Origin of the sequence: Eximiradius sp. (genome assembly GCA_937127445.1) — a bacterium.
Classification (GTDB): domain Bacteria; phylum Bacteroidota; class Ignavibacteria; order Kapaibacteriales; family UBA2268; genus JAKIZO01.
Genome location: CAKZLY010000014.1, coordinates 116,610 through 132,073 on the forward strand (window position 1 = coordinate 116,610; position 15,464 = coordinate 132,073).

The 15,464-nt window shown below is 38.8% G+C and carries 11 protein-coding genes; 8 read left to right on the forward strand and 3 right to left on the reverse strand.

The window, feature by feature from the left end; translation table 11 throughout:
* The first annotated feature begins 25 nt into the window (after positions 1 to 25).
* Complete coding sequence (locus AC6QZF_RS03265) at positions 26 to 493, forward strand: GNAT family N-acetyltransferase (RefSeq protein ID WP_499798447.1); 468 nt, start codon at positions 26 to 28, stop codon at positions 491 to 493.
* 408 nt (positions 494 to 901) lie between these two features.
* On the opposite strand, the gene AC6QZF_RS03270 is transcribed toward AC6QZF_RS03265, so the two are convergent.
* Complete coding sequence (locus AC6QZF_RS03270) at positions 902 to 1,828, reverse strand: T9SS type A sorting domain-containing protein (protein WP_499798448.1); 927 nt, start codon at positions 1,826 to 1,828, stop codon at positions 902 to 904.
* A 177-nt stretch (positions 1,829 to 2,005) separates the two neighbouring features.
* On the opposite strand from AC6QZF_RS03270, the gene AC6QZF_RS03275 reads away from it, so the two are divergent.
* Positions 2,006 to 4,006, forward strand: coding sequence for a (Fe-S)-binding protein (locus AC6QZF_RS03275; RefSeq protein ID WP_499798449.1), 2,001 nt, complete (start codon positions 2,006 to 2,008; stop codon positions 4,004 to 4,006).
* Between the two features lie 78 nt (positions 4,007 to 4,084).
* On the opposite strand, the gene AC6QZF_RS03280 is transcribed toward AC6QZF_RS03275, so the two are convergent.
* Positions 4,085 to 5,455: a metallophosphoesterase family protein gene (locus AC6QZF_RS03280; protein WP_499798450.1), complete on the reverse strand. Its 1,371-nt coding sequence runs from the start codon at positions 5,453 to 5,455 to the stop codon at positions 4,085 to 4,087.
* A 256-nt stretch (positions 5,456 to 5,711) separates the two neighbouring features.
* Here AC6QZF_RS03280 and topA point away from each other — a divergent pair, with 256 nt between their 5' ends.
* From topA to AC6QZF_RS03310, 6 genes are all read left to right on the forward strand, one after another.
* The gene (gene topA, locus AC6QZF_RS03285; RefSeq protein ID WP_499798451.1) at positions 5,712 to 8,021 is read left to right on the forward strand and encodes a type I DNA topoisomerase; all 2,310 of its coding nucleotides are present in this window, start codon (positions 5,712 to 5,714) and stop codon (positions 8,019 to 8,021) included.
* A 51-nt stretch (positions 8,022 to 8,072) separates the two neighbouring features.
* The gene (locus tag AC6QZF_RS03290; RefSeq protein ID WP_499798452.1) at positions 8,073 to 8,417 is read left to right on the forward strand and encodes a YkvA family protein; all 345 of its coding nucleotides are present in this window, start codon (positions 8,073 to 8,075) and stop codon (positions 8,415 to 8,417) included.
* A gap of 39 nt (positions 8,418 to 8,456) precedes the next feature.
* Positions 8,457 to 9,866 carry an OmpA family protein gene (locus tag AC6QZF_RS03295; RefSeq protein WP_499798453.1) on the forward strand — a complete coding sequence of 470 codons (1,410 nt, stop codon included), beginning with the start codon at positions 8,457 to 8,459 and terminating at the stop codon, positions 9,864 to 9,866.
* 4 nt (positions 9,867 to 9,870) lie between these two features.
* Positions 9,871 to 11,121 carry a [FeFe] hydrogenase H-cluster maturation GTPase HydF gene (gene hydF, locus AC6QZF_RS03300; RefSeq protein ID WP_499798454.1) on the forward strand — a complete coding sequence of 417 codons (1,251 nt, stop codon included), beginning with the start codon at positions 9,871 to 9,873 and terminating at the stop codon, positions 11,119 to 11,121.
* Between the two features lie 58 nt (positions 11,122 to 11,179).
* Positions 11,180 to 12,565: an RCC1 domain-containing protein gene (locus AC6QZF_RS03305; RefSeq protein WP_499798455.1), complete on the forward strand. Its 1,386-nt coding sequence runs from the start codon at positions 11,180 to 11,182 to the stop codon at positions 12,563 to 12,565.
* 128 nt (positions 12,566 to 12,693) lie between these two features.
* Entirely contained in the window at positions 12,694 to 14,061 is a 1,368-nt protein-coding gene (locus AC6QZF_RS03310; protein ID WP_499798456.1) for an MFS transporter, read from the forward strand.
* Between the two features lie 51 nt (positions 14,062 to 14,112).
* On the opposite strand, the gene AC6QZF_RS03315 is transcribed toward AC6QZF_RS03310, so the two are convergent.
* Complete coding sequence (locus AC6QZF_RS03315; protein WP_499798457.1) at positions 14,113 to 15,432, reverse strand: AAA family ATPase; 1,320 nt, start codon at positions 15,430 to 15,432, stop codon at positions 14,113 to 14,115.
* Positions 15,433 to 15,464: the final 32 nt, after the last annotated feature.

Genomic DNA, 15,464 nt, shown 5'->3' on the forward strand with positions numbered 1-15,464 from the left:
TTAGTATGATTTGGAGGATAAACACATGAAATTGAGAAAAGCAGTATTGTCAGATATAAATGTAGTAACAGAACTATGGAAAGATATGATGCTTCTACATCAAAACTATGACAGATATTTTAGCCTGGGAGAAAAAGCAGAACAGGCATATCAGAATTATGCTAAAGAGAACATTCAAAGCGGAAGCAAATTTTTCAAGGTATGTCTTGATGAAAATAATGAAATAGTTGGATATGTTTTGGCAGACATTATAGAGTATCCACCAATATATCCGATTAAGAGATTTGTTGAAATTATTGAAATGGTTGTCCGAAAGGATCAAAGAAGAAATGGAATTGGAGAGACCATGCTTAAGGATGTAATCGATTGGGCTAAAGAAAATGGTATTACAAGAGTGGAATGCAAAGTAGCAATAGAAAATCAGATTTCACAAGGATTCTGGAAGAAAAATGGATTTAGAGGTTATTCTGAAAGTCTGGTATTGGAAATCTAAAAAAAGTAATCAAAACGACACATAGCTGCCTTCCGTTAGCGTCTTTGCTAAAAGACTACGAAACCAACAAAATAAGAGTATCATATGTTAACGACAGCATTATTTATCGTTTTGACAATCTTTGTGATTATCAATATTTTGTTTATCTTGACAAAAAGATGTCGTTTAATATCGAAGAACTCAAAGAAAAGTTAATCAAAATTGATTCCGACCTATCAATAAAATATTTTAATCAAAGATGCAACTCCACATTCTTGAAGAGGGGCAATTGTTTTTATTTCGTTTTGGATACACAAAATATAGTCTTTCATATTATTATTTATTATAGAACGATAATAATATACATAAAATAATGGCTGCCTTATCTTTTGTAAGGCAGCCAATCAGATTATTCAATCAAATTCCCAATTATTTCGAATATATCATCTTGCCTTCTAACTTCCTGCCATCGTCGAGCGACACGATATAAAGATATGTCCCAGGCTTCAAATTTTTCACTGTGCTTGCCGAAAAAGAAACTTCGTTCTTTCCCTTGCTCAATTTCCCATTATAAATTTCTGCGACGAATTCGCCATTAATATCATACAAATTTATGCGGGCGTTTTGCTCATTTTCGGAATTGATTGCAATTTTTGTCTGGTTGGAAAATGGATTTGGGTAGTTAGTAACAGTGTTCAAATTAGCATCGGGGCGAAGGCGTTCCGCTCTTTCAATAAAATTGCTACCGTCCCAGAGCATAAATCTTTCTATATCAAATCCTCTGTGCAGCCTCATTCTATCAGGCATAGGACCGAAGTCTGGATTTGGTGCATCAACATTAGGACGACGTGGTTCCTCATCGTTAAAATTCGGGCGCTCTGGCTGAATTTTATCCAATTTAGGCTCAATTTCCTGTAAAATCCAGTTGTTGTTTTTGATGATTTTATCTACTTCGTCAAAAATTGCTTGCATTTTTTGGCGGTGTCGTTCCATTTCGGCACGGAACTTTTGGCGTTCTTCGTAGCTTGGTTTGCTGTCGCGGTTGGGACGAGGCTTTTCGGCGCGTTTTTTCATTGCTTCTTCGCGAAGTTCAGAGGCACGTTTGCGAAGTTCATTTAGCTTTTCGAGTTCAGTTTTGCTCAGACGGCTGTCGAGTTCTTTTTTGAGTTCTTCCAATTTAGGAAGCATTTCATTTTGGCAATATTCACGCATTTGCTTGCGTTGTTCTGGATTTGGGCAGTTTGCTCCTTTGCCCCGACCACCGCCGAAACCACCGCGTTGAGCAAGCAAATCCTCCATCGGAAAAATTGCTGCTAATAATATTGTTGCCGCCATAATCAATGTTTTTGATTTCATTTTTTCTCCATTCTATGTTTTTGAAACAAATTACATACATTTGACTATAAATTTTGCGAAAGGTTTAATCAAAAAATTACTTTATTAGTTCATCCTAATAATTCTTTATTTTGCAATAACTTAAATTTGCTTTATTTTTGTTTTTTGTGTTTTTGTTAAAAAATAATTGTGAGAATTATGGAATTTGGTTTAAAAAATTTAATCTTTATTCTAATCTTTTTAGCAGCATTCGGTTTTTTTACTAAAAATGTCGTTCGGCTCATAAGCTACTTGAAGCTCGGACAACCCGAAAACAGAACAGACAACATTGCCAAACGCACATGGCTTGCTTTGAAAGTGGCAATTTTTCAAATTAAAATTTTGCGTGAAGCAAGTGGCGGAACAATTCACGCTTGGATATTCTGGGGATTTCTTATTCTGCTGTTCGCTGCATCCAATTCGGTTTTCACCGGCTTTGGAATTCACCATTTCTACAATTTCCTTGGTCCAATTTATTCTGCAATAACTTTCTTTATCGATTTATTCTGTGTATTGATAATTATTGCTGTTGTGTGGGCTTTGTTGCGCCGATATGTGATGAAAGTGAAGCGTCTGCAAGTAGAAGGCGAGCAACTCGAAGCAGGCTTTATTTTGATGATGATTTTTGTTATCGTTAGCTCGCTCTTAATCGAAAATGCGACTGCAATACTTACAAGCACAGATGCAAGCAATGCGTTCCGTCCAATATCGGCGGCAATTGCGCCGCTGTTTTCGCCTCAATCGGCTTCGACAATTCACGAGATTGCCTTCTGGGTACACATTCTTTTCATCTTTGCTTTTATGAATTATCTGCCCTACTCGAAGCATCTTCACGTTCTGACTTCTGTCCCAAACGTATTTTTAGGTTCACTCACGCCTGTCAATAAACTTAAACCAATAAATTTTGAAGCCGAAGGTGTCGAAAAATTCGGCGTTGTCGATATTGAAGACCTTACATGGAAACAATTGCTCGATGGGTACACCTGCACTCATTGTGGGCGTTGCACAAGCGTTTGCCCTGCCAATACAACTGGCAAGAGATTAGACCCACGCGAAATTATTATGCAAATTCGCCATCGCACGTTTGATGTTGCACCAATTATGCTGCGAAAACAAAAAGAAAGCGCTGAGATTTCGTCCGAAGAACAAGCGATTTTGGACAAAAAATTTGTCGGCGAGTACGAAGATATCGAAGCATTATGGCAATGCACCACTTGCGGCGCCTGTATGCAAGAATGCCCTGTAATGATTGAACACGTCCCGGCAATTATTGATATGCGTCGCTCGCTTGTGATGATGGAAGCCAATTTCCCGTCCCTTCTGCAAAATGCTTTCGGAAATTTAGAGACAAACGCAACGCCATGGGCTTTTTCGCAATCTGATAGAGCTCGCTGGGCGGAAGACCTTGGCATTCGCCAAGCGGCCGAACACCCCGAATTTGACGTCCTTTTCTGGGTTGGATGCGCCGGTAGCTACGACGACCGCGCTATTAAAATTTCCCGTGCTTTTGCCACTCTTATGCAAAAAGCAGGTGTAAACTTCGCAATTTTGGGAACAGAAGAGCAGTGCACCGGTGATGTTGCTCGCCGCGCTGGCAACGAATATTTAGCCGATATGCTTGTCAAAGCTAATATTGATACTTTGAACCGTTACAACGTCAAGAAAATCGTAACTATTTGCCCACATTGCTTCAATACCTTGAAAAACGAATATCCTGACTTTGGTGGCAAATACGAAGTTGTTCACCATACCGAATTTCTGCTGAATTTGATTGACGAAGGTAAGTTGAAATTGAAACCAAATGGCAACGGCAAACAAATTGCTTATCACGATTCCTGCTATTTAGGTAGATACAACGAAATTTACGACAAACCACGAACATTGCTAAACAAAGCTGGATACGAAATTAACGAAGTCTCTCGCAGTGGCGACCGCGGTTTCTGCTGCGGTGCCGGCGGAGCCCAAATGTTTATGGAAGAAACTGAAGGCAAGCGTGTAAACATCGAACGCACCGAAGAATTATTGGCGACTGGTTGCTCGCAAATTGCTGTAAACTGCCCATTCTGCACAACAATGATTACCGACGGAACGAAAGCTAAAGAAGCAGAAAACGTTGCCGTTCGCGATATTGCAGAAATTTTGCTTGATTGCGTTGAATAATTCTTTCGACACTTTTATACAGCAAAAGGCTGGCACTAATGCCAGCCTTTGTTTTATTAAATAAGTTAATTCTTGAAATTACTTAGTTACTTCAACAAATTTCTTGCCGATTTCGCCCGTTTTTAAATCAAGAGTAAAATTATAATCGTCTGGGTCGAGATCTTGGAACATTCCCTCCATAAGCATAAGCAAAGCCGCAAGTTGTGGATTGGAACTTAATGCAGCTTTTGCCTGCGCAATTTTCATCTGAATATCCTGAGTATAAAATTGGTCCTCGTTCCCGTGGGAGTACGCTTTGTATGCTTCTAAAACAACTGGCAAAAGCATATTAACTGCTTCGTTAGGCAATCCCATTTGTTTTAAGTATGACTGAATAAGTGAAGAAAGCCCGTTTGTAAATTGATACTGAGCATACTCTTGGAAAGAACGACCTTTGGTATCGTAATTAATGCTTGTTATTTTTTCGGAAGTTACTTGCATTACACGATTGTTATCTATACTTACTCTTCGAATTGCACAAGGCCAAGTAACTGTTGAGCTTGTTTGCAAATCAACCATAAAATTGCTTCCAGAACGGTAAATTCTCACATCGTGTGCGTGATGGTGCCCCGAGAAAATCACACTTAATCCATTTTCTGCAAATGTTTTTGCAACTTGCTCCCAGTTGTCCAGAACATATTCGCCGAACATCATCTTCTGCCCTACGAAATGTTCAACGACGTTGTGGTGGATTGCTCCTATCATTAATTTATTTTTTTGCTTTCCTTCTGCAAGTTTTTCTTTTATCCAATTGAATGTTGCCTCGCTGAAAACGCCACCAGTAACCGAGTGCGTTTTGCCTGCATTTTCTCTCCAACGGCAAGCATCCAAACAAAACAGCCAAATTCCATCTATAGGTTCTGCAATATAACTGAGCGAACCATTTGGATCAGTGGCAATAGCGCCTTTATAGCCATAATCAGCATAAATTGCTTTATATTCGTCTGCTTTTACATTTGGCACTTTTACAGGCGTTGAACCCGGATAAGAATAAGATGCTGGATTATCTATATCGTGATTGCCCGGAACAACATAAACTTTTTTACCTTTATCTTTTAGTTGTTTTAGATACGATGCGAAAAGTTGGTGGCTTTTGAGTTCGCCATCTTTTGTCAGATCGCCCGTAACGATAACAATTTTAGAATTGTCTCCGGAAATCATATTGACAATTGATTTCATAATAGCTTCGCTTTCGGCAATCATTTTTCGGTCAGATTCCAGATAGTTCTCGAAAGCCTCACCGCTTGTACCCAGCGAGTTGTCGTAAAAATGTGGGTCTGAAAAGATTGAAATTGTGATTAGATTGTCATCTGTTGGTTCAGTAGTGGATTTTGCTTCGGTGCAGGAATTTAAGATAAAAGCGAAGAATGCTAATGTAAGCATTAAATTGCGTTTAAAAATTGTTCTCACGCTCTCTTCCTCTATAATTGAACAAATAGATATGGCAAAATTATGGTGTGAATATTAAGTTAATAGAAATTTGAAATGAATTAGAAATAAAATTAGTGAATATCTAAAAAACGTTGTAATACTTGCAAAAACAAAAGATTTGATATCGTATATGTTAAAATAATTTAAATAATTTTAAATGCACTTTATTATATTTGTTTGATTTAAAATTATAATCTCTTTAATTTATCATTATTTTTAATTTCAGTTGAAAAATATGGCTAAGAAAAAACTTGTAATCGTGGAGTCTGCCACCAAATCAAAAACGATAAATAAGTATTTGGGAAAAGACTATATTGTCGAAGCATCAGTGGGACACATTAAAGATTTGAGCAAATTCAATCTTGGAATTGACATCAAAAACGGCTTCGCTCCCAAATATGTTGTTATTTCAGGGAAGTCGAAGGTAATCAATAAACTAAAGTCGACGGCTGAAAAAGCTGCCGAAGTACTAATTGCCACCGACCCGGACCGCGAAGGCGAAGCAATAGCTTGGCACATCGCCGAGGAGATTAAGCCAATAAATAATCATATTAAACGCATTGTTTTCAATGAAATTACTAAGTCCGGCATAGAAAGGGGTATTTCTCAACCACGCCAGATAGACGAGCGTATGGTAGATTCGCAGCAGGCTCGCCGTGTGCTGGATAGGCTTATCGGTTTTCAGGTATCGCCGTTTGTTTCGAATGCAATGATGTCAAAAACCACCGACCCATTATCTGCGGGACGAGTGCAGTCAGTTGCCCTGCGACTAATTTGCGAACGCGAGCAAGAAATCGAAACATTTAAGCCAATTGAATATTGGAACATCTTCGGCGATTTCACAGTCGAAAATAGTGCGCCGTTCGAAGCAAAACTTATCGCTTTTCATAATAAAACAATCAAAAATCCCGAAGGTTCTGCCGAAGGGAAAACAGAAGAAGAAACAAAAAAGATTCAGGCGAAACTCTCTAAACTTTATTTTATTCGCAACCAGGAGCAAGCCGAACAACTGATTGCCGAAATCAAACAGAATCAGTTCAAAATTTCTGATATTAAAACTTCGCAAGTCAAAAAAAGACCCTCGGCACCGTTTACAACAAGCACACTGCAACAAGAAGCCTCGCGAAAGCTCGGATTTGCGAACAAGAAAACAATGCAAATCGCACAGCAACTATACGAAGGCGTCAATTTCGGCAGCGAAGGACAAATTGGTTTAATTACTTATATGCGTACAGATTCTGTCCGAATTAGCCCCGAAGCAATTGCCTCTGTTCGCCAGTTCATTGAAAAAACTTACGGGAAAGACTACTTGCCTGCTTCGCCGAATCATTTTTCGACAAAATCGGCAAACGTTCAGGATGCTCACGAAGCAATCCGCCCGACTTTTGTCGAAATTACTCCACAAATTGCCGAGAAACACCTGAGCAAAGACCAGGCAAAACTCTATAAATTAATTTACAATAGGTTTGTTGCTTCGCAGATGGAAGCAGCGATTTTGGAACAAACAACTGTAACAATAGAAGGTGGCAGTTTTCTCTTCCGTGCAACGGGAACAATTGTGAAATTCGATGGATTTATGGCAGTATATCAAGATACGCAAGATAATACAGAAAAAGAGGAAGAAAATGATGCTTTGCTGCCGAAAAATATTGGGAAAAATAAAATTGTCGAACTAATTGAAACACAAGCAAAGCAATCATCCACAAAACCACCAGCAAGATACAACGAAGCAAGTTTGGTGAAAGAACTTGATGAATTGGGTATTGGCCGCCCAAGCACCTACGCTCAAATTGTCTCAACTTTGCTTGAACGCAAGTATATTGAAAAATCAGGGAAAGCATTTTCCCCAACTGATTTAGGCAAAGATGTTAATGAAATATTAATCAGCAATTTCCCAGATATTTTCAACGTCGAGTTTACTGCTAAAATGGAAGAAGAACTCGACACAATAGCCGAAGGCAAAAGCACGTACGTCCAAGTATTGACAGAATTCTACGAACCATTTAGCAAAGCACTCAGCGAAGCAGAACGTAACTATACAGACGTTCTTTGCGATGAGTGTGGTGCCCCGATGGTGATAAAAGTTAGCCGTCGTGGGCGTTTTCTTGCTTGCACTCGCTATCCTGATTGCACCTTCACAAAATCCTTGAAAAAAGAAACAAAACCAGTAATTGCCGAAGGTGTTACTTGCGACAAATGTGGTAGTCCAATGGCAATTAGAAAAGGTAAATATGGAAACTTTTACGGCTGCACAAATTATCCGAAATGCGACGGCACTAAACCAATAAGTTCCAGTGTTACCTGTCCGAAATGCAAAAATGGACATCTTGTGGAAAAATACAGCCCAAAATCTAAGAAAAAATTTTGGGGTTGCTCGACTTATCCAAAGTGCAATTATATAACAAATTACGAACCCGTTGCAAAAGAATGCCCCGAATGCGGCAATTATTATCTCGAAATTCGCTATAAGAAAGTATCTTCGGGCTTCGAAAAATACCTGTATTGCCCACATTGCAAAGCAAAGTTCGAAGAAAACATTGATTAGCAATAATTTGGCTAATTAATAGTCTTGAAAATACAATAAATTGAGATGTTTATGGAAAATCAAGAAGTAAAAGAATTAGAACTATCACAAGAAAAGTTAGAAAGCAAAATTCAGTCAAGCTGGCAACGCGCCGGGAAAAAACTTGTTGAAACTGCTCTTCAACTTTTTTTTTCGTTTCGTGATAGCGAAACTCCGAACTGGGCAAAAGCGGTAATCTTAGGGGCGCTTGGTTATTTCATCACACCAGTTGATGCAATACCGGACTTTGCTCCAATGCTTGGGTTCTCGGACGACCTCGCAATGATGCTAAGCGCTCTCGCAGTCGTCGCCATTCATGTAAAGGAGGAGCACCGGCAAAAGGCGCGTGATATTGCTTCAAAAATTTTCAGGAGTTAATTCTGCATTTTTTACTTGGTTTATGCTTTTTGGGATAAAATGAAAAATAAATTTCTGCTGTTGATTATTTTTATTACGATTTTATCGGCGTGTCGTTCGTATCGACCGACAGATTTTGATTTTATTAAATCAATTGACGACCCACTCGATACAGCTCAAAAACCTATTTATATTACATCGACTATACCAATCGATTCGGCAAACACCAACCAAATAATCTACGATATTTTCCGAATTGAGATAGACAAGTATCCTGATACAGTTAAACTTTATACTCGTGTATATGATTCACTCGGGCGATTTATTACTCAGATGGCTAAGCCTTATAAGAAGTCTGAGGAAAACTACTTTGTCCGGATGAGCGAAACTCTCGGCAAAGTTTATAATACAAGAGATGTTGAAATACCAAATTTTAATGTTCGTGAATTTGGTTCGATGGATTCTATTCCTTACAATATAGTTCTTACAGTTGATTATAGCGGTTCGATGGACCCGATAATGGGAGCAATTCATCAAGGAGCCGAAATGTTTGTGAAACTTAAATTCCCGTTCGACCAAATTGCGATTGCAACTTTTAATAGAGATTTCGATTTAAAAGTTCCGTTTAGCCGTGATACATCTACAATTTTGAATTTGTTTCGTGCAAAACGCAATCAGGGATTCGGCTTATTTAGCGGCATACGCGAAGCAGTCTACAACAGCATAGAGCTCTTCGAAGGCACCGACCCAACAACCCCACGCGTAATTGTATTATTCACCGATGGAGATGAAAACTACTCAAAAAAAGAAATAGGCGAAATTATTAAAGCTGCAAAAGAACGTAACGTAAATATATTTTGCGTTGCTTTCGGTTATACAAAAGATGAAGAGATGAAAATGCTTGCCAGCTACACAGGAGGGAAATTCTATAAAGTGTATTCGCGCGAGCAGATGATAAATGTTTTTCGCGATATTTATAATAGTCTTCGTTATTATTATTTAATTACCTATAAACCACCAAAATACTGGGGATGGCACACTGTTTTTAGCTACTTGAATTTGCCAAATCGCAATGATAGCTTGATAGCAATGGGAGAATATGATACTTCGGACTTGTGGAAAGATGTTGGAGATGAGTTTGTTCGTCCAATTTTGTTTGATTTCAACAAATGGAATTTAAAGGAAGATGCTATCCCGATAATAGAAGAAATAGTTGATGCAATGCTAACACGTCCGCGGCTACGACTGGAAATTCAGGGACATACCGATAACATCGGTACTCAGGAATATAACTTACAACTATCAGAAAATAGAGCAAAAGCGGTTTATGATGCAATCATTGCTCGTGGGGTGGAACCCAACCGCTTGCGTTATCGTGGATTTGGATTTGCCAAGCCGGTTGCTTCTAATGCAACAGAAGAAGGACGCGCAAAGAACCGTAGAACACAATTTGTCGTATTAGCAAGGTAGTAAAATGCAAACCGCACCAAAGGCTCTTCGCCTTCATATTGGGATATTTGGACGAACAAATGTCGGTAAATCGAGCGTGCTGAATATGCTTGCAAATCAAGATGTCGCTATTACTTCATCTGTTCCCGGTACAACAACCGACGTTGTGGAAAAATCAATGGAACTTCTGCCAATAGGTCCGGTTAATTTGCTCGACACTGCGGGCATTGATGATGTTTCACTTCTTTCCGAGCAACGTATTGAACGTACAAAACGGGCGCTTGACCGCTCCGATGTCGTTTTGATTGTTATCGAACCAAACAATTTCACTCATTATGAAGAAGAATTAATTGATTTTGTCCATAAAAGGAAACTGCCATATATTGTAATTGTCAATAAAACAGACAAAACACCAATTTCTAACGATGTTCTGGAAAAATTGCAGAACTACAAATCAACTTATGTATCTGTTTCTTCGGTTGATTTAGCAAACCGCGACAAATATATTTCAGAAATAAAGCACTCAATTGTTGAGAAATTGCCTGATGATTTTATCACTCCTCCACCACTATTGGGCGATTTACTCCCACAGAAAGGGCTTTGTATTTTGATTGTTCCTATCGATTTGCAAGCACCAAAAGGGAGGTTAATTCTGCCACAGGTTCAAGCAATTCGCGATATTTTAGACGCCAGCGGAATTTGCCTTGTTGTGAAAGAAAGTGAGTACCCGATTTCGCTCACCACTTTGAAACGCAACCCTGACCTTGTAGTTTGCGATTCACAAGTTGTGCATAAAATGATGGCAGACACTCCTCCGCATATTAAAACCACTACATTTTCAATACTTTTTTCACGCTATAAAGGTGATTTGCTCGAAGAAGTTCGAGGCGCTGCTTCAATTAAACATATAAAGCCTGGCGACAAAATTCTCATTGCCGAAGCCTGCACTCACCATCCAACTATTGATGATATTGGGCGTATCAAAATTCCTCGTTGGCTTAGAAACTATCTTGGTTTCGATCCCGATATTTCTATCGTCGCTGGTCGGGATTTTCCGGAAAACCTCAGGGAGTATAAATTAATCATTCATTGCGGCAGTTGTATGCTAACTCGCAATGAAAAACTTGTGCGTATTATGAAAGCCAAAGAAGCGGGTGTGCCGATTACTAATTATGGTGTTGCAATTTCTATGACACAAGGTGTGTTGGAACGTGCTCTTTCTCCATTCCCTGAAGCATTAGCAGTTTACCGTGAAATCATAAATAATATTTTGTAACTTACGAATAGAATCGGTGTTATTAATATAGTTTTATTTATAATCATCAGGAGTAGTGATGAGAAGATTATTATTACTTTCATTCATTATTGCAATTTTTGTGTCAATCTCATCTATTAATTCTTATGCAAAAATATTCTACGGTTGGGGGAAAAATTCTGATAACCAGTGTGGTACTATTGGGGTATCCCAATCTAATTTTCCATTGCAAGCTGATTATGATTACTCTTGGGTAAAGCTTGTAGCTGGCAGGTCGTATGCTCTCGGTCTTAAAAGCGATGGTTCGCTTTGGGCTTGGGGATTGAATTGGTATGGGCAATTGGGTCTTGGGAATACCGATCCGTATTCTATTCCAACTAAGCTTTCAGGCGCATCGAACTGGGTTACTATTTCAACAAAACACTATCATACCTTGGGTATTCGCACTAACAAAACATTATGGGCTTGGGGTAGCAATGACTACGGTCAATTGGGCGATGGCGGGAATACTACGCGTAGGCTACCTTATACAATCGGTTATGATATGGATTGGGTCGAGGTCTTCGCAGGAAGGGATTATTCCTTTGCGATTAAAGACAACGGAACGCTCTGGGCTTGGGGTGATAATCGTTCATATCAGCTTGGATTGCCCGACAAAACCAATAGAAACGTCCCAACTCAGGTTGGCAATGCTACCGATTGGCTTACTATTGCAACAGGCGATTATCACGTTTTGGGTTTGAAACAAGATGGTTCATTATGGGTTTGGGGCGGAAATTCCTATGGCGAACTCGGCATAGGAACTGCTGAACCTGTTGCCGCTCCGCGTTTGCTTAGCAACGAAGAATGGGTTTCGATTGCTGCGGGTGCTTACCACAGCCTTGCAGTTAACAAAGATGGAACGCTCTGGGCTTGGGGTTATAATCACTTTGGTCAATTAGGCACTGGCGATGATGAGGATCGCCTTGTCCCAACTAAAATAGGTAACGATACTAACTGGGCAAAAGTATTTGCCGGCGATTATTTCTCGTTTGCAATTAACAAAGATGGAACGCTTTGGGCTTGGGGATTAAATGACTATGGGCAGCTCGGAATTGGCAACAACGAAGACAAAAACATGCCTCAAAGAATAAACATCTTTTCCGATTGGGTGATGATTGCTCCAGGTATGGGGTTCGCAGTTGCTCTGAGAAGCGGCTCTCTCGGTGTTCCAGACAACTTCTCTTCCTTGATTAATTTGGCACCAAATCCTGCTTCCGATTTTTTGAATATTACTTCTCAAGCAAGACTTGGTAATTGCTCCATTTACATTTATGATTATCTCGGGCAAACTGTTTATTCCGGTTCAGGCAATTTTGACTATGCTTGTTCTATTGATATTTCTAAACTTCCTATTTCTACATACTATCTTCAAATTGTTTTCGAGGACGGAAGAACTTATAAAGAAATCTTCGTAAAAAAATAATAATTTAAATGTAGGGGCGTAATACATCGCCCCTATATTTCCTATGCTAACCGACTTCCCCTCTAAAATACTCCATAATTGTGTTTTTTTATTTAATTTTGAAATATGAAAACATTCACTTTAATATTATGAAAAATAGAGATAATTTCTTTTTTCTTGCTGTAATTATTGTTTCTAATTTTACAAATCCTTTGATGTTAGCTGCGGTAAATGTTGCTTTGCCGACTATTTCAATCGAATTAAATCTAAATTCAGTTGAACAAGCTTGGGTTGCAATGTCTTTTCTTTTAAGTTCTGCAATTTTTTTAATTCCGTTTGGGAAAGCTGCTGATATGCTCGGAAGAAAAAAAATGTTCTTCTTCGGAAACTGTTTGTTTATGATAATGTCGTTTATTTCAGCAGCCGCAAATTCAAGCATAGTGCTTCTAATTTCAAGGCTGATTCAAGGTATTGGCAGCGCAATGATGGTGAGCACTTCAACAGCCTTATTAGTATCTGAATTCCCACAAAATGAAAGAGGCAAGATCTTGGGCTATAGCGTATCTGCTACTTATTTAGGATTGGCTTCATCTCCACTATTAGGCGGTCTTATGACCGAAGCCTTTGGATGGAGAAGCGTTTTCTTGCTGAATGGAATAATTACTTTATTTATTTTTCTCGGATTTATAACTAAAATTAAAACTGAGTCATCAAAGATTAAACTTAACGACTTTGACTTTTTGGGTTCTATTATATTACTCATTTCAATCACAAGTTTAATGTATGGTTTGTCCAAAATACCTGAGATTCTTAATATCTTGCTTGCAATTGTTGGAATATTTGGACTTGTTATTTTTGTTTATGTTGAAAGAAAAAAAACAAATCCAATTTTAAATATTAACTTATTTTCGAAAAACAAAACCTTCTCATTTGCGAATTTAACTGCATTAATTAACTATTCCTCAACTTTTGCAATAACATTTGTATTGAGCTTATATTTGCAAAATGTAAGAGGATTAACACCAAAAAATGCCGGCCTAATATTGATTGCCCAGCCAATTATGATGACCATAGTATCGTTTTTTTCTGGAAAAATGTCCGATAAGAAAGATCCTCGTATATTAGCTTCATTTGGGATGGCTCTTATCTCTATTGGCTTGTTTTTATTTACTTTTCTATCCAGCGGTACTTCATCTTTGTATATTATTTTATGTTTATTATTGCTTGGTTTTGGGTTTGGTATGTTTACTTCTCCCAATACAAACTCTGCAATGAGTTCGGTGGGTAGTGAATTTTATGCTGTGGCATCCGCTACCTTGAGTACGATGCGATCTGTTGGAATGATGTTTAGTATGGCGATTGTAGCAATGACTACATATATTTTTATTGGCAATCAAATTATCAATTATGAAAATATTGATGAATATATGAAGAGCGTTAAAGTAATTTTTGTTGTTTTTGCTTTGCTTTGTGTTGTTGGTGTTTTTACATCTTTGGTAGGCAGGACAAAAAAATAAGAAAGACTATCTTGCTCAAGGTAGTCTTTCGATTGTATGAGGTGGGCTCCTCTATTTTTTATGAAACACAAACTTCCCGTCGCTTGTGCAATCTATCAAAATTGTATCACCCGAAGTAAATTCACCTGAAAGCAATTTTACAGCAAGTTGGTCGGTAAGATGCTTTTGAATTGCTCTTTTCAGTGGACGTGCTCCATATTGAATATCGAAACCAAGTGTTGCCAACCAGTCTATTGCTGCATCAGTAATCTCCACATTTATTCCGTTCTTATTGAGCTTGTCAAACAGCGAATTAAGTTGCAATTTTGCGATATTTTTAATATCGTCCCGGGTTAGCGGATTAAACATAACAATTTCATCGACGCGGTTTAAAAATTCTGGGCGAAGCGTACGTTTTAGCAATTCTAATATTTTAATTTTAAGGTCCGCAATAATTGCTTCCCGATTGCCGTATTCAAGCTCATTAAGCTTGCTCTGGATTATCTCAGTTCCGAGATTAGACGTCATAATAATAATCGTATTCTTAAAATTGACGGTTCTTCCTTTGCTATCGGTTAGCCTACCATCGTCTAATACTTGCAGCAGAACATTGAACACGTCGCTATGTGCTTTTTCAATTTCATCGAGCAGAATCACTGAATATGGTCGCCGACGCACCGCTTCGGTAAGTTGACCGCCTTCTTCGTAACCTACATAACCCGGAGGAGCTCCAATTAGTCTCGAAACCGAGAATTTCTCCATATATTCGCTCATATCTATTCTAATCATCGCGTTTTCATCGTCGAAAAGGAACTCTGCCAATGCACGCGCTGTCTCTGTTTTGCCAACTCCGGTTGTCCCAAGAAAAATAAACGAGCCGATTGGACGGTTTGCATCAGCCAAGCCCGAACGCGAGCGCCGTATTGCATTTGCTATTGCTATGATTGCCTCGTCTTGGCTTACAACTCTCTGCTTAATTCGCTCCTCCATCTTAATTAACTTGGTTTTTTCTGTTTCGAGCATTTTTTGGACAGGAATGCCGGTAGATTTCGAAATCACCTCGGCTATATCTTCCGAGGTAACTTCTTCTTTGAGAAGTTTCTTGTCTTTTTGCAATTCAGCAAGTCGCTGGTTTGCATCATCAAGTTTGCGGCTAAGCTCGTAAAGCTTCCCATAGCGAAGTTCGGCAACTTTCGAGAGCTCACCTTTGCGTTCGAGCTCTTCGGCTTGGTGCTTGACGTTCTCGATTTCGACTTTAATTGCTCTAATTTCGGAAATTAGATTTTTCTCGGCTTTCCAGCGCTGTTCGAGTTCTGCTTTTTGTTTTTTTAGTTGCTCGAGTTCCTGCTCGATTTCTTCAAGCCGTTTTTTCGTAACTTCCTTTGAATCCATAAAAATAACACCTCCATTTTTTACTAAAGACG